Source organism: Deltaproteobacteria bacterium IMCC39524 (genome assembly GCA_029667085.1).
GTDB lineage: Bacteria > Desulfobacterota > Desulfuromonadia > Desulfuromonadales > BM103 > M0040.
Window position 1 is genome coordinate 595,808 of the sequence record JARUHJ010000001.1, and the last position, 23,794, is coordinate 619,601.

21 protein-coding genes and 2 tRNA genes are annotated in these 23,794 nt (G+C 50.5%); 8 read left to right on the top strand and 15 right to left on the bottom strand.

Translation table 11 applies throughout. The features are described 5' to 3' along the window. Positions 1–162 precede the first annotated feature (162 nt). The 3 genes from P9J64_02825 to P9J64_02835 form a co-directional block, all read right to left on the bottom strand. Positions 163–237 (bottom strand) — tRNA-Gly (locus P9J64_02825). A 90-nt stretch (positions 238–327) separates the two neighbouring features. After that, positions 328–915 (bottom strand): CDP-diacylglycerol--glycerol-3-phosphate 3-phosphatidyltransferase, encoded by a 588-nt coding sequence (pgsA, locus tag P9J64_02830; protein ID MDG5467248.1) that lies wholly within the window; start codon positions 913–915, stop codon positions 328–330. Further along, positions 912–1,460 (bottom strand): lytic transglycosylase domain-containing protein, encoded by a 549-nt coding sequence (locus P9J64_02835; GenBank protein MDG5467249.1) that lies wholly within the window; start codon positions 1,458–1,460, stop codon positions 912–914. The genes pgsA and P9J64_02835 overlap by 4 nt, the downstream gene beginning before the upstream one ends. A 204-nt stretch (positions 1,461–1,664) precedes the next feature. On the opposite strand from P9J64_02835, the gene nadB reads away from it, so the two are divergent. The 3 genes from nadB to P9J64_02850 are packed head-to-tail and all read left to right on the top strand — an operon-like array spanning position 1,665 to position 3,796. After that, positions 1,665–3,263: an L-aspartate oxidase gene (gene nadB / locus P9J64_02840; protein ID MDG5467250.1), complete on the top strand. Its 1,599-nt coding sequence runs from the start codon at positions 1,665–1,667 to the stop codon at positions 3,261–3,263. A 47-nt stretch (positions 3,264–3,310) separates the two neighbouring features. Further along, positions 3,311–3,583, top strand: a complete 273-nt coding sequence (locus P9J64_02845) for a chorismate mutase (protein MDG5467251.1) — start codon at positions 3,311–3,313, stop codon at positions 3,581–3,583. Between the two features lie 3 nt (positions 3,584–3,586). After that, a complete protein-coding gene (locus P9J64_02850; GenBank protein ID MDG5467252.1) occupies positions 3,587–3,796 on the top strand; it encodes a hypothetical protein in 210 nt (69 codons plus the stop codon). A 531-nt stretch (positions 3,797–4,327) separates the two neighbouring features. On the opposite strand, the gene P9J64_02855 is transcribed toward P9J64_02850, so the two are convergent. From P9J64_02855 to P9J64_02895, 9 genes are all read right to left on the bottom strand, one after another. Beyond that, on the bottom strand, positions 4,328–5,413 hold the full coding sequence (locus tag P9J64_02855) for a M14 family metallopeptidase (protein ID MDG5467253.1): 1,086 nt from the start codon (positions 5,411–5,413) through the stop codon (positions 4,328–4,330). Between the two features lie 103 nt (positions 5,414–5,516). After that, positions 5,517–5,936, bottom strand: coding sequence for a hypothetical protein (locus tag P9J64_02860; protein ID MDG5467254.1), 420 nt, complete (start codon positions 5,934–5,936; stop codon positions 5,517–5,519). Between the two features lie 184 nt (positions 5,937–6,120). Next, on the bottom strand, positions 6,121–6,609 hold the full coding sequence (locus P9J64_02865) for a hypothetical protein (GenBank protein MDG5467255.1): 489 nt from the start codon (positions 6,607–6,609) through the stop codon (positions 6,121–6,123). Between the two features lie 90 nt (positions 6,610–6,699). After that, the gene (gene pyrE / locus P9J64_02870) at positions 6,700–7,257 is read right to left on the bottom strand and encodes an orotate phosphoribosyltransferase (protein ID MDG5467256.1); all 558 of its coding nucleotides are present in this window, start codon (positions 7,255–7,257) and stop codon (positions 6,700–6,702) included. 102 nt (positions 7,258–7,359) lie between these two features. Then, a complete protein-coding gene (gene purF, locus P9J64_02875) occupies positions 7,360–8,769 on the bottom strand; it encodes an amidophosphoribosyltransferase (GenBank protein MDG5467257.1) in 1,410 nt (469 codons plus the stop codon). Positions 8,770–8,858: 89 nt separating this feature from the next. Further along, positions 8,859–9,689 (bottom strand): phosphoribosylformylglycinamidine synthase subunit PurQ, encoded by an 831-nt coding sequence (locus P9J64_02880; protein MDG5467258.1) that lies wholly within the window; start codon positions 9,687–9,689, stop codon positions 8,859–8,861. A 2-nt stretch (positions 9,690–9,691) separates the two neighbouring features. After that, the gene (locus tag P9J64_02885) at positions 9,692–12,673 is read right to left on the bottom strand and encodes a phosphoribosylformylglycinamidine synthase subunit PurS (GenBank protein ID MDG5467259.1); all 2,982 of its coding nucleotides are present in this window, start codon (positions 12,671–12,673) and stop codon (positions 9,692–9,694) included. 256 nt (positions 12,674–12,929) lie between these two features. Continuing rightward, on the bottom strand, positions 12,930–13,697 hold the full coding sequence (locus P9J64_02890) for an MBL fold metallo-hydrolase (GenBank protein ID MDG5467260.1): 768 nt from the start codon (positions 13,695–13,697) through the stop codon (positions 12,930–12,932). Positions 13,698–13,800: 103 nt separating this feature from the next. Beyond that, positions 13,801–15,834, bottom strand: coding sequence for an ATP-binding protein (locus tag P9J64_02895; GenBank protein MDG5467261.1), 2,034 nt, complete (start codon positions 15,832–15,834; stop codon positions 13,801–13,803). Between the two features lie 265 nt (positions 15,835–16,099). Between P9J64_02895 and gap the strand changes: the two genes are divergently transcribed. The 5 genes from gap (at position 16,100) to P9J64_02920 (ending at position 19,967) form a co-directional block, all read left to right on the top strand. Further along, positions 16,100–17,101, top strand: coding sequence for a type I glyceraldehyde-3-phosphate dehydrogenase (gene gap, locus P9J64_02900; GenBank protein MDG5467262.1), 1,002 nt, complete (start codon positions 16,100–16,102; stop codon positions 17,099–17,101). A gap of 192 nt (positions 17,102–17,293) precedes the next feature. Then, entirely contained in the window at positions 17,294–18,484 is a 1,191-nt protein-coding gene (locus tag P9J64_02905; GenBank protein MDG5467263.1) for a phosphoglycerate kinase, read from the top strand. A gap of 136 nt (positions 18,485–18,620) precedes the next feature. Next, positions 18,621–19,382 carry a triose-phosphate isomerase gene (gene tpiA, locus P9J64_02910; protein ID MDG5467264.1) on the top strand — a complete coding sequence of 254 codons (762 nt, stop codon included), beginning with the start codon at positions 18,621–18,623 and terminating at the stop codon, positions 19,380–19,382. A 98-nt stretch (positions 19,383–19,480) separates the two neighbouring features. After that, positions 19,481–19,828, top strand: a complete 348-nt coding sequence (gene secG, locus P9J64_02915; protein ID MDG5467265.1) for a preprotein translocase subunit SecG — start codon at positions 19,481–19,483, stop codon at positions 19,826–19,828. Between the two features lie 52 nt (positions 19,829–19,880). Further along, positions 19,881–19,967: transfer RNA gene (locus P9J64_02920), tRNA-Leu, on the top strand. Positions 19,968–20,190: 223 nt separating this feature from the next. Here P9J64_02920 and P9J64_02925 read toward each other — a convergent pair. The 3 genes from P9J64_02925 to P9J64_02935 form a co-directional block, all read right to left on the bottom strand. Continuing rightward, positions 20,191–20,466: a hypothetical protein gene (locus P9J64_02925; protein MDG5467266.1), complete on the bottom strand. Its 276-nt coding sequence runs from the start codon at positions 20,464–20,466 to the stop codon at positions 20,191–20,193. Between the two features lie 223 nt (positions 20,467–20,689). Next, positions 20,690–22,804: an ATP-dependent helicase gene (locus tag P9J64_02930; GenBank protein ID MDG5467267.1), complete on the bottom strand. Its 2,115-nt coding sequence runs from the start codon at positions 22,802–22,804 to the stop codon at positions 20,690–20,692. Next, positions 22,804–23,718: a competence protein CoiA family protein gene (locus tag P9J64_02935; protein ID MDG5467268.1), complete on the bottom strand. Its 915-nt coding sequence runs from the start codon at positions 23,716–23,718 to the stop codon at positions 22,804–22,806. Before P9J64_02935 ends, P9J64_02930 begins: the two co-directional genes overlap by 1 nt. Between the last annotated feature and the right edge of the window lie 76 nt (positions 23,719–23,794).

Genomic DNA, 23,794 nt, shown 5'->3' on the forward strand with positions numbered 1-23,794 from the left:
TGGGACAAGCCAATCATTTTAAAAGCTGAATACCTTAATCAATTAGCGGGTTTCCAGAGGGATTGAAGCGTACCGATTCATTTTCAGAAGTGGGTTTTTTTCTGTTTGGATTGCAGACAAAATAAAAGCCCCATGGCTATGAAGCCATGGGGCATTATTTTATGGAGCGGGACACGAGATTCGAACTCGCGACTTCGACCTTGGCAAGGTCGCACTCTACCACTGAGTTAGTCCCGCAAAATTGTCGGCGGTCAGTGCCAACGGATGCACTTTATAGCAAAAGCCCTCCGAACAAGTCAACCGAAATTTTCAACCTTCTGAAAAAGATTAGCGAGCAAAGACACGGAAAAACTTCTGCAGGTAATCAATTCCGGACCAGAGGGTTAAGACAAAGGCAATCGCAAAGAAGAAAATACCGAAGTTATGCATATTTACGTGGAAGACCCCCCACTCCAGACCGAAGAACCAGTAGTAGTCGTAATGTAGCATCAGGCCGGGAATGGCGATCATCTGGTAAATCGTCTTGTACTTGCCGAGATCGCTGGCATCGATAACGATACCTTCTGACGAAGCGATTGAACGCAAGCCAGTAACAATCATTTCACGCGCAAGAATCACAAACACCGCCCATGCTGGAACCCGGTCAAGGGGAATCAGCATGATCAGGGCCGCCATAACAATCAGCTTGTCTGCGAGGGGGTCGAGAAATTTCCCGAGGACGGTAACAACTCCCCACTTGCGCGCCAGCCAGCCATCGATAAAATCGGTCACGGCAGCCAGCCCAAAGATTGCCGCCGCCCACATGCTGGAGAAACGACTATCTGAGAGTAACAGGATAACCAGAACCGGCACAGCGGCAACGCGTGCGAGGGTTAACAGGTTAGGCAGGTTAAGTAGGCCGGTGCGCAGATTCATAAGAGGGGGTCACCGGCTTGACGATAATAGTCAAGATAGCGCTTAACTTTTTTGACATATTTCTGGGTTTCATCGTAAGGAGGGATACCGCCGTAGCGCTTGACCGTGCTCGGTCCCGAGTTATAGGCAGCCAGGGCCAATTCAACATCATTATTAAACAGGTCAAGCATCATGCGCAGGTACTCACTTCCACCGCGGATGTTTTCATAAGGGTCGAAAGGGTTTGAGACCTTGAGATCCTTCGCTGTTTCCGGAATCAACTGCATCAGGCCCTGAGCACCCTTGCGGGAGACAACCCTCGGTTGGTAATCACTTTCGACCTTGATCACGGCCTTAACCAGGGCTTCTTCAAGTTGATACGACGTGGCGTGGCGACGAATAATATCAAGATAGGAACGATTGGAAGCTTTAACCGGGGCCTCTTCTTTCATGTACATATCATAGCGACCGTGAGTCGGCGTATCGGTAAAATGCACGCGACCACTGGCGTCCACATAACGATAAATGTCAGCATCAGCAGGTGGAATCACCACAAATAGCGACATGAGGAGCACCACAACTAAAGCTATGTTACGCACGAGAATCATCAAAAGGGACCTTTCATCACTCCTGTATATATGAAAAACCTCTGTATTTCAACAAGTTTAGGTCTTGACAGGGACCTGTTGCGCTCGGATAATGAGTTTCCCTGAAAAGAGCCGTGATTTAACATTATTGATTCACATTGCAAACCACAGGCCATCTCCCATATGAAGATAACATCTGATTTCCTCGTAGTCGGCAGCGGCATCGCCGGCCTCTGCTACGCCCTGACAGTAGCAGAACATGGCCAGGTTGCGTTGATTACAAAGAGGGATATCTCGACAACCGCAACCAGACTCGCTCAAGGCGGCATCGCAGCTGTATCCAATGCTGACGACTCTTTTGAGCAACATATTAAGGATACCATGGAAGCCGGAGCATGGCTCCCCGACGATGAAATCGTCCGCATGGTGGTCGAAAATGGTCCGAAAGCGATAGAAGACCTGATCAAATGGGGCGTCAACTTCTCCCGTAAAGAAGACCAGTCCTACGATTTGACCAGAGAAGGTGGTCACAGCCAACGACGCATCTACCACTCCAAGGACGAAACCGGCAAAGAGATCGAACGGGCCCTGGTAGAAGCGGTCCAGGCTCATCCGAACATCACGATCTACGAAAATCATGTCGCCGTAGATCTGATCACGGAAGCCAAGGTTACCAGGCGTCGCCTCAAGCCCGATCGCTGCCTGGGCGTTTATGCCCTCAACCGTGAATTGGGCCAGGTCGGAACCTTCGAGGCCCCCATAACAGTGCTTGCAACCGGAGGTGCTGGCAAAGTCTACCTCTACACCTGCAATCCTGACATTGCGACCGGTGATGGCATCGCCATGGCTTACCGGGCCGGTGCAACCATCGCCAACATGGAATTCATGCAGTTCCATCCCACGACCCTCTATCATCCTCACGCCAAGAGTTTTCTGATCTCAGAGGCGGTCAGGGGTGAAGGTGCCATCTTAAGGCGCAGCGACGGCACCGCCTTTATGGAGAACTACCACCCGCTGAAAGACCTGGCTCCGCGAGACATCGTCGCCCGGGCCATCGACCATGAGATGAAGGTCCACGGAGATGACTGCGCCTTCCTCGATATTACGCACATGGACCCGGAGTTCATCAAGGATCGTTTCCCGCATATCTACGAAACCTGTCTCTCCTATGGGATAGACATGACAAAAGAGGCGATCCCGGTGGTCCCTGCCGCTCATTATCTCTGCGGCGGTATCAAGGTGGATTCCTGGGGAGAAACCGATATCGACAATCTCTTTGCCATTGGCGAAGTTTCCTGCAGCGGCCTGCATGGAGCCAATCGGTTGGCCAGCAACAGCCTGCTGGAAGGGATTGTATTTGCCCAGCGTGCGGCAGAGAAGTCACTGGAGCTTGCCAGCAAGCCCATCCCCCCCTGCCCCACTATCGACCCATGGGACTCAGGGAGTGCAAAAGACAGCGATGAAGAGGTGGTAGTTGCCCACAACTGGGATGAAATTCGACTCTGTATGTGGAACTATGTCGGCATAGTACGCTCCGACAAGCGATTGATCAGGGCCCTGCGTCGCGTCCAGATGATTCAGGAAGAGATTACAGATTATTACTGGGACTTCCTGATTACTCCAGACCTTATCGAGTTGCGCAACATCGCCACAGTGGCCGAGCTGATCATCCGCTGTGCCTTGCGTCGCAAAGAAAGCCGCGGTCTGCACTACAATATCGACTACCTGGAAAAGGATGATATCCACTGGAAGCAGTACACCCTGATCCGTAAAACATTCTAGCCACTAATATTACCAATGGTTGAGAGTGCATAGAACGGGAGAAGATTGTGACAATTGACGATTACCGTAAGGAGATTAACCGGCTTGACGGCGAACTGCTGCGCATATTCAACGAGCGCGCGGCGCTGGCTTTAAAGATCGGTGAGATCAAAAAAGAGATGAGTATTCCGGTTTACGATCCGGCGAGAGAAAAGCGGATCTTTGATGCCATGTCCAAGGACAACCCCGGACCACTGGAAAACGAGGCCATCATCCGCCTTTTTGAACGTGTTATTGACGAGTCACGCCGCCTCGAGCGGATTCGCACGAAAGGTCTGTAAAATATGCTGATTGTCATGAGAAAAAATGCCCACGAGAGTGAACTTGAAGACGTGAAACAATACCTGGTCGATCACGACTTCGACTTCCATCAGTCGACCGGAGCTAACCGTACCATCATCGGAGTTATCGGCAACCCCGACACGGCCAACCGGGCAGAACTGGAAAGCAAGAGCGGTGTTCACGTGATTTTTAAAATTCCCGATGAAACGTAAAGGATGATTGCTGAACAGCTTCGCTGTCGCCGAAAGGCCGCCTCAAGTTGCTGGCAGAGTTTGGTTTTGTTTAGAGACAAAAAGCAAAACCGTCGGGGTTGCCCGACAGCAACGTCATTTTCTTTGTAGCGACAAAGACAACGGAGCAAAAGAAAGCTTGGCGCTGCGCTAGGCGTGTCTGGCTCGCTATCTCAGCAACCGCAATTCAGAGAAGTGGATCCGACAACCATGCAACAGATTCCCCCTTCTTGACGAGGCCCTTGAGAACCGCTACCTCGGCAATAGAACCGAAGCCTCTGCTGTTACGTTTTTTGCTACTGGAAAGCAACACAGACAGGCCCCCTGAAACGGGCCTGAATGCAATATCTTCTCCCTGTAAACAACTCAGAAAGATGGCAAAGGAATATGCCCTCCGCTTGGAGCTAGGCTTTTTTGCTTACTTTTGTCACCGTCTGGACAAAAGTAAGACGTTTGGCGGGACGCGACCCGCCGGTTTTGCCTTTAGCCTTTCAAAACACAAAAGGGCAGAGGTCAATCAGCCCACACTCTTAAAACCCTCTCAACAACATCCCTGCCCTGCTCCATAACTCGCTCTTTCCAAGCATCGTCATCGGGGTAGAACGCTCTCAAAAGGGCTTCTTTTATCTCATCGGCATGACGGGACCCTAAGTCACCATGATGATGCAGCCAGTTCTCCGCTCTAAGGGCTTTAAACACAGTCATCGTTGGCAAAGTTCCGAATTCAAGACCGACAGCAGTGACTTCAGAAGTTGGCAGCATATCGACAAAGGCCTGGTTGATCGTACCAACCAGACGGCTTGACACTGAGGCCCCTGCAATCGTTGATTTGACTCGCTCAACGCCCCAGATTGAGACCGAGCGCCCAAACACAGGGTCATCCTCCGCAGCATCCACAACCACCTCGCCCTTGCCATACGACCCAAGGCCGGTATGCAGGTCAACGACCGTAACACGGGAGCAGTTTGTCAGATGCTTTTTTGTGAGACTACGCAGGAGCTGGTTCGACCAGACCTCAAAATGACCGCCGTAAAAAAGTCCCTGAGGGTGCGAGTACTGGCCATGCGTCACAGCGTGTTGCAACCTGGAGCGACCATGGCAGAGACGGTACCAGAGGATTTTCAGTTGAGCTGACAGTTCAGTGACACGGGAGATAGAGCGGGGAGCAATTGCCGTTGCCAGCTGGTCATAATCATAATTATTCGGTCCGGAGCTGGTATGATCGATAAAGTTTCGGTTTAAATCAACATTGTCTTCGTTAAACCTTCTCTTCTCGGCAAAGCCGTAAGGATTCAGGGCGTGGATTATGATGACTTTAACATCAGGACACAGTTGACGAAAAACTCCTTCAAGCAACAAACCTGTTTGAATACCGGAGCCGGCAAACCCTTCGACACCATGAGTGCCGGAGATCATGACCAAAGCGTTTACAGAATCGGCCTGGCCAAGGGCTGCGACGTCTGTAAAGAGTTCCTCACCTTTTTCTGAAAGTGCCGGAGCCATAAAACTCTCTATTTCAGCACCGCAAGCGTGAGCCGCAGCGAGAAAAGATTGTCGTGCAGAGCTATAATCAGGAGGGAAATATTGTGCTGCTTGCATAGCACTCTCATTTGCCAGGCATAAGATTGAACAAAAAAAACCGGGAGAAACATAGCGACCAAACTGTTTCAATCCCGGCCTTCAGCCCCGTGCTTTCAGATTTTCAGTGACTCATACTTCCGAATATATCTCTAACTTCCTGGTCAAGTTGTGAGCAGGGAGTTACCACAACCTCTTTCCCTGCCACATTGGTCTTGAAACGCTGTGCATCCATATTGTGCATGTACGCATCGCGAAGTTGATCATTCAACTTTTGAATCTGAGCTTGATCAAGGCCCTTCTCTTTGGCTGCAGCTATAAAACTCTTTACAGCACCATCCTGAATCATAGCGACACCAAACTTCTTCGGTGGTTTACCAATAAATACGTAGGCATGATCTTGCGCCGGGACAACTTCAAGTGGGTCTTTGACCTGCCCCATGAGGTCCTGCAACTGATCTTCAAATTCGTGAACTTGTTCAGCAGCAGGATTGCCCGAATCAAGCTTAGGGTACTCCAACTTCTTACTGAAAAATCCCATCATTAACTCCTTCCTTGAATTAACGGGGCTAACTACATGTTTTTAGACTAGCAGGGAATTGAGACAATTCAAGTTGCTGATAAATATAGCCTTTATCCTAAAAAAACGGGCTTGCAGCCGAAACAAAAGTTTAACGCAAAGGCGCAAACAGGTCGTGCTCCCTATTGTTCAGCTTATAGAGGCTCGGTTATTTCTTCAAAGGAAGCAGCCAGAAACTCATCTGGCCGTCCTGTTCCGTGACCTGCCCGGAGTAGCCAAAGGAGAGTGCTTTGGTCCCATCTGGAATTTCATAAGAACGCCTAAAAGTCACGGCCTCTTGCGTACTACCCCGAGATGATCGATCCAGAGGTTGCGTCAACAGGACCCGGGAATCATGATCCAGAAAAAAGATGTAGATATCCAATGAACGAACACGGTTATAAACCATTTTCTGGTGATCGCCCAGTTCTGTTTGACCTGAGATGTCTAGATTTTGACCGTTAACAACAAATTCGTAGGCAATCTTGAGATCGAAAGTTTCCCAGGTGCCCACCTGGGGGGCGTCTTTCCTCAATTCAACCTTTTCAGCCGTCACCTTGTTGCCGATATAAAGTTCCTGCGTCTGCAAACACCCGGAAACAAGCAAGACCAGAAGACATGAAAAAATCAATAGAGAAGTTCTCATAAATTTATTCATCGACAGGCTCCTTATCTTTTTGAGTCATTATAACGCAAAACGGGGATGCAGCACGCATCCCCGTTCAAGTAATCAAGATTATTTTTGATTTCAACCAACAACCTCAGTCCTCGTAAAAACAGACTTCAGGATCTGCCCCTGCGCTTCAATATTCTCACGAGCACCCTCCTCGCGATCAACCAGGGTAATAATACCCAACACCTCGAGACCTTCCTGCTGAGCGCGATCCACAGCTTTCAAGGACGAATCGCCTGTAGTCGTAACATCTTCAACAATCACAACTCGGGAGCCTGGCGGCAGGCTCTTGCGTCCTTCCAGCCATTGACCGGTGCCGTGCCCTTTGGGCTCTTTACGAATTATGAAGGCATGGACAGGCTGGCCATCGAGAGTCGCGGCGATAGACGTTGCCGTTGCGATCGGATCGGCACCCATGGTCAAGCCCCCGACGCCATGAATCGGCCCGTCAAAGGTTTTAACAATCTCCCAGAAAGCCTTACCCGTCAACAAACCACCTTTGCAATGAAGAGCCGTCTGCTTACCATCAAAATAAAAATTGCTCTTACGTCCGGAAGCCAGAGTCACTTCACGTTCCTCGTAAGACAGCTCACGTACAATCTGCATCAATTCATTACGTTCCTGCTCTGTCATCATTCTCTCCTTAAAACTTGTTTAACAGGTTCAAGGAAAAGGGTTATGGGCTCAAGGTTAACCCTTAACCCTGAACCTTTCTCCCTTAACCGTATATTTTTATCAAAAAAGTCCAAGCTGACTATCAGACTTTAACCTGGGGAACTTGACCGGATATTCGCCGCTGAAACAGGCGTCGCAAAAACGCTTGCCTTCACAGCCTTGCGGGACTCCCGCCGCAGACAACATGCCTTCTCGGCTCAGGTAGCCAATGGAATCAGCGGTAATGTATCGGGCAATCTCTTCAATGGTATGCGACGAGGAGATCAATTCCTTACGGGACGGCGTATCTATCCCGTAGTAGCAGGGAAAACTGGTCGGTGGACTGGAAAGGCGCACATGAACTTCTCGAGCACCTGCGTTGCGAATCATTTTGACGATCTTGCGCGCCGTGGTGCCGCGCACCAGAGAGTCGTCAACAACGACAACACGCTTACCCTCAATCACAGCACGGACAGGATTGAGCTTGAGCTTGACGCCGAAGTGGCGAATCGACTGCTGCGGCTCAATAAAGGTTCGACCGACGTAATGATTGCGAATCAACCCCAACTCGAAGGGGATTCCCGATTCTTCGGCATAACCCATTGTCGCCGGTACGCCGGAGTCCGGCACTGCAAGCACGACATCAGCGTCGACATGATGTTCGCGGGCCAGTTGGCGACCGAGCTCTTTACGGACCGTGTAGACCTGTTCACCAAAGATCGTGCTGTCCGGACGTGCAAAGTAGACAAATTCGAAGATACAGGGGGATGGCGCGGTTTCTTTAAAGGGCCGGTAAGACGTCATGCCGTCCTTATCAATAACAACCATCTCGCCCGGATCGATTTCACGGATAAACTCCGCCTCGATCAGGTCAAAGGCACAAGTCTCGGAGGCGACAACATAAGCACCGTTGAGTCGGCCGAGAGCAAGAGGACGGAAACCGTTCGGGTCACGAACTGCGACCATGCGCGTTTCAGTGAGAAAGACGATGCTGTAGGCTCCCTTAACCGACATTAAAGCTTCAGCAACACGTTCCGCTAATGAATCGCTCTGCGATTTTGCCAGCAAGTGAATCAGAACTTCCGTGTCAGAGGTCGTGGAGAAGATCGAGCCTGTATGCTCCAGACCATTCCTCACTTCCTGAGCGTCAACCAGGTTGCCGTTATGAGCAACGGCGATGCTACCGCGGGCATAATCAACCATGATCGGCTGAACATTTTTGAAGTCGCTGCTGCCTGCGGTTGAATAGCGCACATGGCCGATCGCGTTGCGGCCGGGCAATTCGTCAAAAATCGAGTCCCGTTTGAAGCGGTCGGACACCAGCCCCATACCTTTATAGGAGTGCAACCTCTTCCCATCGCCGGAGACAATGCCACAACTCTCCTGACCGCGATGCTGCAAAGCATAAAGACCGAGGTAGGTCAGGTTGGAGGCCTCCGGATGGCCGAAGATACCGAAGACACCGCATTCATCATGGAACTTGTCAGGCATGATTTAAAAATCTCCGCCGCTGGAGACCAGCGTTGTTTATTGCTTTTGGTTTTACCAGGTACCGCGTCCCACGAACTGCGCCCCTGGTCTTAAAGTAATTTCTCACGAATGTACTTGACTGCATTGATATAAAACCACAAACCCATACCCTCTTCCGGCAACTCTGGCTCCCGGGTCCAGCGGGGATGATGAGTTCTGTGAATATAAGCTTCCGGGTGCGGCATCAAGCCAAAGAGCCTGCCGGATTCGTCGCAGACACCGGCAATTGCGGCCACAGAACCGTTCGGATTCAACGGATACTCCATAACCGGTGCCCGGTAATCTGCGTTGCAGTATTTGACAACAGACAAGTGCTTTTCCTCAATCTGCTGCAACAGCTCGTCGTTCTCGACAACAAACTTGCCTTCACCGTGGCGCACCGGCAGATAAACGCCGTCGAGGCCGCGGGTAAAAACACAGGGCGACTCCTGGTCAACCTTGAGGTAGCACCAGCGATCTTCGAAGCGGCCGCCATCATTGAAGGTTAAGGTCGCCGACTGTCTCTGGTAATCTCCACCAATAGCCGGGAGCAAGCCCATCTTGGTCATCAACTGGAAACCGTTGCAGACGCCCATAACCAGCTTGCCGTCAGCAATAAAGCGCTGCAACTGATCGCTCAGGGTCTCCTCACTGCCTTTAACCGCGGCATGAGTCAACCGATTCGCTCCGGCCTTGGCGCTACCCAGGTCGTCGCCATCCAGAAAGCCGCCAGCCAGGTTGAGAAAATGATAATCATCCAGCCGGGCCCGGCCGGAGATCAGTTCGGCAACATGGACAATATCAACAACTTCAGCTCCAGCCACGCGGCAAGCGTTAGCGACTTCACGTTCACAGTTGGTGCCATTACCGGAGATGACAACAGCCCGTACTTGTTTAGACATCATTACATCTCCCGCAGCGGGCTCTGCCACGCTTCCTTGAGATCATCAATAGTGCTTCGAATCAGAACTTCACCCTGCAGACCTGTAATCGTCAGGTCCTCATCAGCAGTCACTTCGCCGATGCATGCGAAAATCTGGCCGGCGAAAAGCTTCTCGAACGGCTCACTGTTCTCTTCTTTAACCGTCACCAAGAGTCGACTGGCCGATTCACTGTAGAGCACCCGATCGTCTCTCATGGCGGCATCAACGGGGACATCGTGCAGATCAACGGAGATGCCGAAGCCACCGGCAAATGCGGTTTCCGCAAGAGCGACCGCGAGGCCACCGTCAGAGAGGTCGTGACAGGAAGCGACCAACCCCTCTTCCTGAGCAGCATTAAGTGTACGATAACGCTGCATGGCGCTCTCTGCGTCAACCTTCGGGACGTTGGCCCCGATCTGGTCATGCAGAGCATAATACTCGGAGCCACCGAGCTCGTTCCGGGTTTCACCAAGCAGGTAAACCAGGTCACCGGGTGCCTTGGCATCCATAGTGACCGCCTTGCGCAAGTCCTCGATTTTGCCAATCACGGAAAAAAGCACGGTCGGCGGAATCGAGATCTTGGTATCGCCGATCATGTAGTCGTTCTTCATGGAGTCTTTACCGGAGATCAGGGGAACGCCAAAAGCCAGGCAGTAATCGTAGAGAGCCTGGTTGGCGCGAACGAGCTGGGCTGCCTTGTATTCCCCGTCCGGCGTTTTGGCGCTGATCACAGGGTCGCACCAGCAGAAGTTGTCCAGGCCTGCCACATGCTCGATATTCCCCCCAACGGCCACGTAATTACGCAAGCCCTCATCCACCGCGTTGGCCATCATATGATAGGTATCGATATCGCTGTAACTCGGGCAGATTCCGTGGGCGACCACCACACCTTCGAAGGAGTCAAAGAGAGGCTTAACGACTGCAGCATCGGAAGGCCCGTCATTGGCTACACCAACCAGCGGCTTAATAACCGTTCCAGCCTGAACTTCGTGGTCGTAACGACGCACAACCGATTCCTTTGAGCAGATATCGAGACGGCCCAGCATCTGACGCAGGGTCGCATCCATATCAAGAGGCTGAGAAAAGTCAGGCTCCTGCAACAAAGGCGGTGTCCAGCGCGCCGGCAGGACCATCTGCGGCACTCCGTCGTGGATAAACTCCATCGGCAGATATGAGGCGGTTTCACCTTCGTAGAGACAGTGGAAATAACCGGAATCGGTAAACTGACCAAGATCGGTGATTTCAACACCCATTTCATCAGCCAGGGTTGAAAACTCTTCCAGCTTCTCAGGTGGCACAGCCATGGTCATGCGCTCCTGGGCTTCAGAGATCAGAATCTCCCAGGGTTGCAGGCCACTGTACTTGAGAGGCGCACGGTCGAGGTGCATCTCGAAGCCATTGGTGAATTCAGCCATCTCACCAACCGACGAAGAGAGACCGCCGGCGCCGTTGTCGGTAATCGCGTTATAAAGACCGCGATCACGGGCAATGATCAAGAAATCAAACATGCGGCGCTGGGTGATCGGATCACCGATCTGCACTGCGGTTACCGGTGAACCTTCGTGAAGCTCTTCCGAGGAGAAAGTGGCACCGTGAATGCCATCCTTGCCAACGCGGCCGCCAGCCATAACGATGCGGTCGCCAACTTTGGCTTCTTTCTCATGACCGGGCTGGCCATTGAGAACACGCGGCATAATCGCGCCCGTACCGCAGTAGACCAATGGCTTGCCGGCAAAGCGCTCATCAAAGACGAGCGAACCATTGACTGTGGGGATGCCGCTCTTGTTGCCGCCGTGCTCAACACCCTCAACAACACCTTCGAAAATCCGGCGAGGGTGAAGCAGGCGCGGAGGCAGAGGCTTGTCGTAAAAAGGAGAGGCAAAACAAAAAACATCGGTGTTAAACATCAGGCGAGCGCCCATGCCGGTGCCAAAGGGGTCCCGGTTGCAACCGACGATACCTGTCAGCGCGCCACCGTAAGGATCAAGGGCGCTCGGCGAGTTGTGCGTTTCAACCTTGAAGACCAGGCTCCAGTCATCGTTAAACTTGATGACTCCGGCGTTATCCTTGAAAACAGAGAGGCAGATATCGTCCTTGCCCCGTGCTTTACGAACATCAGCCGTCACCTGCATGATGTAGCTCTTGAAGAGCGAGTTGATGACTTCCTGGTTGCCCTGATCATCCTCGTACTCAATGCGCGCGGAGAAGATCTTGTGTTTGCAGTGCTCGCTCCAGGTCTGGGCCAGTGCTTCAAGTTCGACATCAGTGGGCATAGCGCCAAGGCCGACAGCCTTGCGCGAAGCGATCACATCGTCCTGGCGGAAGTAGGACTGGATCGCCAGCATCTCCTCGAGGGTCAAGGCAAGCATGCCGCTGCGGCTGATCTCTATCAGAGCGTCGTCACTGACTTCGAGGCTGATCGGCCTGACTGCCGGTTTCGCTGTACTGGTCACCTTGGGGACAGTCACCGCGACGCCCCTGCTGCCATCGAAATCGGCACGTGAGACAATGTCCCAACGTTGGATCAAGCCATTACCGAGAAAATCCTTGGCGATTCTCTCAGCGTCCTCAACAGAGATAGCGCCGGAGAGGAGGTACTGGACCGAGGTATAGACGCCCTCCTCCGAGGTAAAAACTCTCCCTGTCTGGTATTGGATCGCTTCACGTGCAGTTCGCCCAACATTATCGGTTACGCCAGGGCGATAACCAACCTCGACCAAAACGTCGAAGTCGTGAGCCAGAGGCTGGTTGATTGCATAGTCCTGGATCACCGGATCACTGAACGGCCCAGCGGCAGCAGCGGCAACCTCATCTTCTGAAAGTTGCGCGTCGACGGTATAAACATCAATCGTTCGCACCGATTGCAATTCAATACCGAGATGCTCACGAATCTCGCGCCGCACACGCTCACCTCGAGCATCACGAACATTCTCTTTGAGACCGACTACTATTCGCCAGGCCATGTACAAACTCCTTAAGAACTAACTTTAAGTTTTTAACCACGAAGAACACGAAGAACACGAAGAACACGAAGAACACGAAGAACAATCAGCCACCACTTTTAAACATAACTCTTAATCATGATGGACTACTGGAGCTAAAGCTAAAAACTCTATTTAAGGCTTAAAAACACTGCTGAGAAGAAACACAGACGTCACAATATCCTCTTCGTGCTCTTCTTGCTCAAAGCCTTACCTGGTTAAACTACGGCAGCAACTTCTATGCAGCCCAAAGTACCGGCAGATGCTGTTTGCCGAGGAGAACCTGCGGTTCACAAATATTTTGTTTCTCCAGGACCTCGCGAACAACCTCTACAGCGAGATCCGGTCGATTGTTGGTTTCACTCAGATGACCCAGGAAAACTGTTTCAAGCCCGTTCCAGAGGAGACTCTGCAACAAATTGCCAGCGGCGTTATTGGAGAGATGGCCGTGATTACTGCGTACACGTTGCTTCAACTTCCAGGGGTAAGGCCCGTCGCGCAAAAGTTCTTCGTCGTGATTGGTTTCAAGCACCAGAGCGCGGCACTCTTGCAGGCACTCAGTCACCAGGCGCGTCACAATCCCAAGGTCCGTGGCCACACCCACTTTGCCCCGTTCGCCGTCCAGCGTAAAGCCAACCGGAGCCACACAATCGTGTGTGATCGCAAAAGGCCTGATCGTCAGGTCTTTGATCGTAAATTCCTCGCCATCAACAAACTCCTGAACACAGTCAGGCTTGCCAACGTCCGGCAATTTCCTGGCCAGATCTGCTTGCAGATAGACCGGCAGGTCAAGTTGGCGGACCAGGGGGCCGAGACCGCGAACATGGTCGCCATGCTCATGAGTAATCAGCAGAGCGTCGAGGCTCTCTGCTTCGACACCAATGGAATCAAGACGTTTGCGCAACTCTCGAGCAGAAAGTCCGGCGTCTATCAAGAGCCGTGTTTTACCGCTTTCAACAAGGATCGAGTTGCCTTTGCTGCCACTGGCGAGAAGGCAGATTTTCATAGTTCACCTTCTGCCATGAATCGATGAATCTGATGGTGACCAAAGAATGTTTTTGTGGGCGGATACATAACGCAAGAGAGCCAATGATGCAAGTGGGAATATTCTAAGCATTCGGGTCAATCACAGGAAGCAGGATGTAGAAAGTACTCCCGGGCATTCTATCCGGATCGTGACCCGGGCTCTCCACCCAAACGGTCCCGCCGTGAAGATCAACGATTCCTTTCACGATACTCAAGCCCAGACCTGCACCACGACTCTGGAATGCCACCTTACCCGAGGAGTGCTCTGACACTTCGCCAACTTCGTGAAATTTGTCGAAGACAGCCTCCTGCTCCGTTTCAGCAATGCCAATACCTTTATCGCAGATAGAAATCTCTACGTAAGGGATCTGTCCATTGCTTAGACTGCAGGCGCCGTCAATTCCCCCGGAAGCGAACTTCTCAGCTTTGCGCGGGGTATGGACAAGCTTGGTCTGGACAATAATCGTGCCCCTGTCCGGCGTAAACTTGATGGCATTACCCAAAACATTACCAAGAGCCTGGATCATGCGATCAACGTCACACCTGACAAGGGGTAAGTCACTCGACAGTTCCAGTTTAAGATTTTGCTGGCGTTGCTTGATATGGGGTTCAGCCTTATCAAAAGCACGTTGCACCAGAATATTGACGTCAACGTCCTGGCTGATGAGGTCGATCGTCTGGCCGTCGATCAGAGAGACATCGACCATATCCCTGACGATTTCGGAGAGCCTGTCACTTGCCTTGGAGATATGACGAATCAGCCCGAGGGTATCTTCATCAAAAGGCTCTTCACGTTCCGAGAGCAATAGCTCTACATAGCCCATAATAATCGTCAAAGGAGTCTTCAGTTCGTGGGAGGCCAAACCAAGGAAGGAGTTTTTCATCTGGTTGAGGCGTTCCATCTCAGTTGCTGTGCGCTCGAGATTTTGCCTGATTTCCTCCTCTTTCGTCGCATCACGGATAACGATCTGAATCAGACGCTTGGACTTGCTGACAACAACTGAGTTGGTTGCTTTCCCCAGAATGATGCTTTGATCCGAGGCCCTCCAGAAGCGGAGGTTCGATTCCGTGGATTTCTGGGGTTGAGCTAACTGATGCTTCTCGAACTGTTCTTCAAGATTATGGCATTTGATCGACTGAAGGAACGAAAAGTAGTTCTTGTTCTCCATTCGCGACTTGGGAAGGCCAAAGAAGGCCTCGGCCGCTTTATTGGCGATGATCAGAGTATCACCTTCATCGCAAACGAGAATGGCATCGCTGGCGTCATCAAGTAGCGAACGATACATCTCGCGGCTACGCCCCAACTCGGCGCTGATATTTTCCAGATGCTCATAAGATGTTTTCAACTCGAGGTTGGTCGATTCCAGCTCTTGATAGTTGCGGCTTAATTCTTCGTCACGTTCTTGAAGAGACTTGGCCAAACCGGTCATCGTACTGCCCAGCATGTCCAGCTCACGAGTGTTCAGTTGAGGGGCCTTGGTCTCGAACCTGCCGGCAGCCAGAGCTTCTGCCATTCCACAAAGGCGACGGATCGGCAGGACCAGATCGTAACGGGTAAAAATCACAATCAGGGCAAAAGCCGCCACAAAAGCAGCAATCAGGACAAGGACGGTGGAACCGAGATGATCCAGAACCAGCTGATTGAGAATCTGGTCCTGAAAGCCGATTCGGACGCGCCCAACGACCTTGTCGTTATAATCGTAGAGGGGAGAGGCATGATCATAGATCTTGCCCATAGTTTTCGACTCAAGGATTGAAACCTCGGGAGAGAGGTTGCCTACATATGTAACTTCGCTTGTCTGTGGGTGTTCCTGATTATTGTAGAGGATGATTCCGGAGGAGTCTTCAACGAGACAATAGCTGATCTGATGGTCGTTGTTAACGATCTCCTGGCAACGCTCAGAAATGCCATCGATCTCGTCGAGGGGAAGGCCCAGAAGAACGACGGCCTCTACCTGGCTTTTCAAGGCGGCAGCAAAGGTATGTGCACGGTGAAGAATGCCGTCACGATAACTGCGCCGGAAACTTTCGACATTGAAGCCGGTATTTACAGCGATAGAGAGGGTCAGCGCCAACAAGCTGAAGACCAGGATGCGTCTTTCCAGAGAATTTTTCATATCTTTGTGGGAAAGCCCCCGAGCATCCATAAAATGGTAGGAAAACAAGGCTTTGATGTGTTGATTAGATGACACATGAAAGCCAGTTGTTTTTTTAACACAAATCTGCGCATCAGAGCAACTGACATTGTTCCTAAAACGATTAAAAACGGTTGACCCTCAGCAGTCGATTCGTTATCATCCCTGCGTCTAAAATATTTCTGCCTGAACGGCTCTCCGTCAGGCATCTTTCTTTTTTTAACAACATTATCGGGAGGACGAGTACATGTCGGTAAAAGTAGCTATTAACGGTTTCGGCCGCATCGGTCGGAACGTATTTCGTGCGGCACAAAGCTCATCAGAATTTGAGATCGTTGCAATCAACGACCTCACCAATCCACAGACCCTTGCACATCTGCTTAAATACGACTCGATTCACGGCATCCTCTCTGCCGACGTATCCGCTACGGATGACAGCATCCAGTGTGGTGGCAAGTCAATCAAGGTTTTCAGTGAGCGTGACCCTTCAGCCCTGCCATGGAAAGAGCTTAACGTCGATATCGTTATCGAGTCGACCGGTTTCTTCACCAACGGCAAGGACGCCGGCAAGCACATTCAAGCTGGAGCACGCAAGGTTATCATCAGTGCGCCGGGCAAAGACGTTGATCTGACCGTCTGCATGGGCGTTAACGACAACCTGTACGACGCCGCTCAGCACAACATCGTCTCGAACGCCTCCTGCACCACCAACTGCCTGGCTCCTGTCGCCAAGGTCATCATGGATAGTTTCGGTATCGTTAAAGGTCTGATGACCACAGTTCACGCTTACACCAACGACCAGAGCATCCTCGACCTGCCCCATAGCGACATGCGTCGCGCCCGTGCTGCAGCCCTGTCGATGATCCCGACAACCACCGGCGCTGCCAAGGCCGTTGCTTTGGTTCTGCCGGAACTGAAAGGCAAGCTCGACGGCTTGGCGGTACGCGTACCAACCCCGAACGTCTCCCTCGTTGACCTGGTCGTGGAAACCGAGAAGTCAACCAGCGTCGAAGACGTTAACGCTGCCTTGCAAGCGGCCGCTAACGGCCCGCTGAAAGGCATCCTCGACTACTGCGCAGTGCCTCTGGTCTCCTGTGACTTCAACGGCAACCCCGCATCATCAACGGTAGACGCTGCAACCACCACCGTCATAGGCGGCACCATGGTCAAGGTCATGAGCTGGTATGACAACGAATGGGGCTACTCAAACCGTATCGTTGACCTGGTTAAACTGATGGCTAAAAACTAAACGGATACATCAAGGGCAGGTTTATAACCTGCCCTGTTTTTTTAACGCAACAGCGCCATGAGAATCTGACAAAGACGCAGAGGGTAAAACGTGCCCCTTAAACAGTTTATTTCTCTTTAGCGTTAACCCTTATGCGGCTTTTGATCAGGGTGCCCAGTTAAGAAACCTCAGCGATTTCAGTAAGGCGAACAGATGTTAAATAAGCTCTCTATTAAAGATATCGATTTCCAAGGCAAGCGGGTTTTCTGTCGCGTCGACTTTAACGTCCCGCTCGACGACAAAAACCAGATCACCGATGATACTCGCATCAATGCATCGATGCCGACGATCCGTCACATCATCAACAACGGCGGCCGCCTGATTCTCGCGTCACACCTTGGTCGGCCCAAGAATGGTCCCGAGGCCAAGTTCAGCCTCGCATCCGTTGCTCCCTGTCTCTCGCAACATCTCGGCACCTCTGTAAAAATGGCGCCGGATTGCGTTGGCCCGGATGTAAAACGGATGGTCGACCAGATGAAGGATGGCGATGTTCTGTTGCTGGAGAACGTTCGCTTCCATGCCGGCGAGACCAAAAACGACCCTGAGTTTGCCAAAGAATTGGCCGCCAACGCTGATATCTACGTCAACAATGCCTTCGGCACAGCTCACCGAGCCCACGCATCGACGGTAGGCGTCACCAAGTATCTGCAACCTTCGGCCGCCGGCTTCCTGCTCGAAAAAGAGATCAAGTACCTGGGCCTGGCCCTTGCCTACCCTGACCATCCGTTTGTTGCTGTTATCGGCGGCGCCAAGGTCAGCGACAAGATTGCTGTCATTGAGAACCTGCTGGACAAGGTCGACACACTGATCATCGGTGGCGGTATGGCTTATACGTTTCTGCAGGCCAAAGGTCGTCCTACCGGAAAATCACTCGTTGAAGCCGACAAAATCAGCCTTGCAAAAGAACTGATCAAAAAAGCTGCAGAGAAGGGTGTCAACCTGCTCCTGCCACAAGACCACATCGTCGCCGCCGAGTTCAGTCCAACGGCCGACCACAGGGTCTGCAGCGACGCCAACTTCCCGGCTGACTGGATGGCCCTCGATATCGGCCCGGCAACAATCGCGACTTATACCGGCGCCTTGCGCAATGCCCGCATGGTGGTCTGGAACGGCCCCATGGGCGTGTTTGAGTTTGACAACTTCGCCAAAGGCACCATGGCGGTTGCCGAAACTTTGGCTGACTCAAAGGCCCGCTCGATTGTCGGTGGCGGTGATTCTGTTGCCGCGGTCAAGAAAGCCGGCGTCGAATCGAAGATGACTCACATATCGACCGGCGGTGGCGCATCTCTTGAGTTTCTTGAAGGCAAAGAGTTGCCAGGCCTTGCGGCACTGACGGATGCATAATCTTTAAACTTTCAGTTTAAAGATTAAAGCTGTAGAGCTATAAGCTGTAAAGCTGTAATGTTTAGAAGCTTCAAGCTCGTTGCCCTACAAACTTACAACCCTATAGCCTTACAGCCTTATAGCTTAGGAGATTGAAATGCGTAAACCAATGATCGCTGGCAACTGGAAACTGCATAAAACCATCAGCGAAGCAACCAGCCTGGTCTCAGAACTCATACCGGCTGTTGCCTCAAACCGAAACGTCGAAATTGTTGTTGCGCCTGTTTACACAGCCCTAGCCAAAGTGGCTGAAGCTCTCGCCGGCAGCAACATCAAACTCGCTGCCCAGAACTGCTACCCGGAGCCTCAGGGTGCATTTACCGGCGAAGTCTCTCCGCCGTTACTCAAAGACGCCGGCTGCGAATATGTCATCATAGGTCACTCCGAGCGTCGTCAACTCTTTGCGGAAACCGATGAGTCGGTCAACAGCAAAGCGCTGGCACTCGCAGAATCCGGCCTTGGTACCATTTTCTGCATTGGTGAAACCCTAGAAGAGCGGGAAAGCGGCAAGATGTTCGATGTTCTCCGTCAACAGGTTACCGCTGGCCTGAAGGACCTCACAGCCAGACAGATGCAAACTGTCGTGGTCGCTTACGAGCCTGTGTGGGCGATCGGCACCGGGAAAGTCGCAACCGACGAGCAGGCCCAGGAAGTCCACGCCTTCATCCGCGGACTCTTGGCTGAACTCTACGATCCTCAAACCGCGGCAGCAACGCGCATCCTCTATGGCGGCAGCGTGAAGCCCGGCAATGTTGACGGTCTTATGACTCAACCTGATGTCGACGGAGCCCTGGTTGGTGGTGCCAGCCTTAACGCTGATGATTTTGCCCGCATCGCTAACTTCGAAGCCGTTGCCTGAATCTTTGAGAAACATGTAATTTCAGGCTTTTCTCGCAAAAATTATTATGATAGAGTGCCGTTCTTCAAAAACAGAGATCGACACCTTAAGGGGACAACATGAATTTCATACTCTTGACAATACACATTCTGGTCTGCCTCTCGCTGATCGGCATCGTTCTGATTCAGGGCGGCAAAGGCGCTGAAGTTGGCGCAGCCTTCGGAGCCGGCGGCAGCGGCACTGTTTTCGGTGCAACGGGCGGCCAGTCCTTCCTGAGCAAATTGACCACAGGCGCAGCCGTTATCTTCATGCTGACCAGCCTTGCCCTGGCAATTTTCTGGGGCCAGCAAGGTTCATCCAGTGTCATGCCAGACCAGGTTACCCCGACCTCTGCACCGGCTTCCATGCCGGTACAAGATGCGGCACCTGCAGCACCTGCAGCAGCACCGGCAGAAGAAGCAAAATAACGCGTCAATTTTATTGACAGCGACGCCTCATATCAGTATAAATACATCGCTTGCCGAAGTGGTGGAATTGGTAGACACGCACGCTTGAGGGGCGTGTGTTCGAAAGGACGTGCGAGTTCGAGTCTCGCCTTCGGCACCAATACTTAGAACACTTGGTTTAACAGCTAGTTACAGAGTCACACAATCAGTTGGTACACCAGGTGGTACACCGATATAGAGCTCTAAGGCTAGTCCTTAGGGCTCTTTTCTATTAGTGCTAACCATCCTATACCCTCGCACATCCCTGTTCAACAAAAAGAGGAGCAGCCTAAGTGGCAACTCCTCTGGTAATGGTTGAGTAATAATAGGTTTGAAGAACCTCTTTAAAGGCACCATTCGTCAGGATCAAAATCCTCCGCAAAACTCATGTATGTTATTGAAGCACGACCGTACTTCATCGTATGCCCGTGAAGCAGCAAGTATTTGTACTTTCCCGCAGCTAGCATAGACAAAATCGAAGGGTATACATCAGCAGGTACCGATCCGTAATATTCAGAGTTACTTCCTCTTGAGGTAATCCCACCTACGGCTATAGGATCCTTCTCATAAACATCATCACTCGTCATGGCTAAAGCCTTCTGGCGATCAGCAAAGATCATTACGTCTATCTAGCGACCAGCTAACTTTTTAGGGCCAAGGAGCTGACCGTCTATTTTGAGTGTATTGTGTTCTGAGTATGGACCGATACTGAAGCGCCTATTCGTGTCGAGACCAATTGAATAGTTTGGTGTCCAGTTGAGTATCTTGATGAGATATGAGGAGTATTCCTGAACAGCTTTTGTGGTCTTTTTTTGAGGCATACTCACCTCACAATGCTTGTGTTTATCTCTGCTTTATCTTTCGCAAATAAGTCTGGTAAAGAAACTCTTTCTCGCCAAGAGAAACCTCTGATGAAACTACGCCATCGTACAACTCTTTACAAACTTGTCTTGCACGGGACAACCCTGATTCATACAAAAACCGACTAGCTGTAATTTCTCGCTTTTGAGGTGAGCCAAAAAAGCCATTGTTAAGCCATGACATAAGATACTCATCTTCAGGGGCAATGAGATTCACTCTTTCTACAGCTCTTGTAATCGCGACATAAAACAATCTGCGTTCTTGCTCAACACTGTCCTCGTCAGGCTTTTCATCTAAATGAGGGAATCTACCCTCTTCCAGCTTAGGTACAATGACCATAGGCCATTCACAGCCCTTGGCTTTGTGTACAGATGTAATCAAGACCGCATCTCTTTGGCCGTGTTCTGCACTCTTTGTGCTACTTAACTCATCATATAGTTTCGCAAGAGTAAGACCACGGCTTCTTGCATGCTCCATTAAAATCTCAATGGTCCTGACAGCATCGTTAGCTGCCTGCTTATTAATATGTCCTTTACGAACGCGTTCTTTAAAATCAGCAATATGGTTAATTTGCACTAGAGCTGAACAGGCGTCCATATCATCACATAGAGTATCGGCAAGAGATGTCCATTGTTTTGAGACAGCAAGGAGTTGTCCTTTTACTTTAGCTGTCACGCCCCCACTGGAAGCCGCTTCTTCAAGTATCAACTTATAAGAAGTGGGGTTCTCTGTCAGTAAGGATATCAGCTCTTTTCGTTGTGCTCTCTTCAGATAGAGTTCCACATACCTGAGCATTGACTTAAATAGATCGTTACGTCTATTCAAGTTGTCGATTGATGCTAACCCTTCAGGCAAAGCTAAGGCCATGAAACCAACAAGGGCCTGAATTTCAGGACGTGATTTATATGATTTATTTTTATCGCCCACAATACACGGGATACCAGCAGCAAGAAGTTCCATCTCGGGCTCAAGTGCCATAGCCCAACTCCGCACAAGAATAACAGACTCTTTATGCTTCCTACCCTTTTGTACCCATTGTCTAACAAGCTTTGTTATGAGGCCGTTACTATCACCATCAGGCTGTTGATAAAACTTCACTTTCGTTTGAGGTGTAGTATTCCAAGACAAGCAGAGTTTCTTTGTCCTCTTCTTGTTTTGATACATAACTGAATTAGCAACACAGGAAAGTGTGTGACCGAATCGGTATGTATTCGACAAGGTATATCGCTTGGCCCCCACAAAGAACTGTTCAAAAAGACCTGTCATATAGTCGGGACGCGAACCACGCCATTCATATATGCATTGGTCTTCATCCCCAACGGCCATGACCTCTGCTTTTGTTCCAGCGACACTTTGAAGCAGCTCCTGCTGAGACATGTTGATGTCTTGATATTCATCAATAAGAACATGCTGATAACGATTACCAACCCAATTATCTATACGTGGTGTCTCTCTTATCGCCATAGCAGGGTCATATATCATGTCTGCAAATGTTCTGAACCCATCTGCTAGCCGTAGTTCCTCAAAATATCGGTAAGCATCCTTAAAGACTTGGCGGATCTCTTCATAATCTACAGAGTTAACGACTTCTTTCGGATGTAGCAAGTCACCTTTCCAGCGGTCGATCAATCCCAGGAATTCAGAGATAAACTCGTTGTCTTTATAGGCAACTTCCTTATCTTCACTATCCTCTGCAGCCTTTTCTAAGGCATGCATCAAATGATTACGGTAAAGAAGGTTGTCAGTCCTATAAACTGCGCGTTCAAGGTCCCCTCGCTCAACCAACCGATCACAGATACTTTTACCAAGCCCATGGTAGGTAAATACTTTAGGAGGGACAAACCCGTAAGGTTTACAAGCTTTTTCAAGTCGAGCAGAAAAGCTTTCCTTGATGTCTCGGTTGTACATAACAACCAGAATCTTGTCCTTGTTGACACCATCATTAAGAAGATACAGGACTCTTTGGATGAGTGTTTGAGTTTTACCAGAGCCCGCTACAGCAGAAACTAGTGCATGACCTTTTTTATGGGTGACAACAGCACGTTGTTCTTTGCTAAGCGGATCAAGAATCGAAATTAGGTTTTTTGTAGATGACATCAGGACCTATGTATGGAGAAATCGCGGCAACGAAAAGCTTCGCTTGAAGTTATTTTTTTGTGATGTTTATTACATCGGAGATGGCCTTGAGTGCTTAATGGCTGAGACTCAACACAGACAATACAATTCCGAAGTTGAACACCATCATTGATGGCTGCTATCAAAAAAGACTTAAATTCTAGATGAGTATTATCTCTTTCCCTACAGGGCGCTGAATAAACTACTGCCTCTCCAGTGACATCTCGCACCAAATTAGCAGGAGTTGAGCTTATAATTGATGCTCGGCCTTTACGGTCTACAACAAAGTAGTTAAAAGTGTGCTCGCAGCTTCCCTTACAAAGATCTCCAAGCTTAGGTTTTGGATTGAAATTTAATATTTCAACACCTGGAGTGCTGTCAGTAAGAGATGTCTTTTTAAGTATTGGAACATCGTCTTCTGTCTCAAGTAGATATTCAATAATCCTACGCCCACTTCCAATTTTCTCCTCAGATGATTTGTGGAACACAGCTATCTCTATATATAGAGCATCACCGGTCGTACTCGAGCTAAGCAGGACGTCCGGGCGGAAGCCATCGTGCCACATCTCTTCTTCGACCTTATCGAAATACCTAGTAAGGTCGTATTCCTCGACTTGACTATAGCGGCATGGATAACCTAAGAAGTCTTGATAATGTGTGCACTCAAAATTCGTTTCTAATGCGACAATAAAAGGTTTCTTTGCCTTGATGCAATTTGTATAAGTTTCTATGAACACACGCTTTCCAAGGCGATGTAGGTAGGTTTCGCCACCACAGCCCTCGCCCGATACGTGAGCAAAGTGTTTAATATTCTTTTGTCCAAGTCTGGAGACAAGAGATGCCCCACAACCCACACATAAAAAAGGACCAAGGTCTGAGACGTTGGCCTTTTCCATCAAGGTGACATCCTGAACATCACCGAATCTATTAAATGCGTATCTATATGTAGCTGGCATAGTAAGGACTTATAGC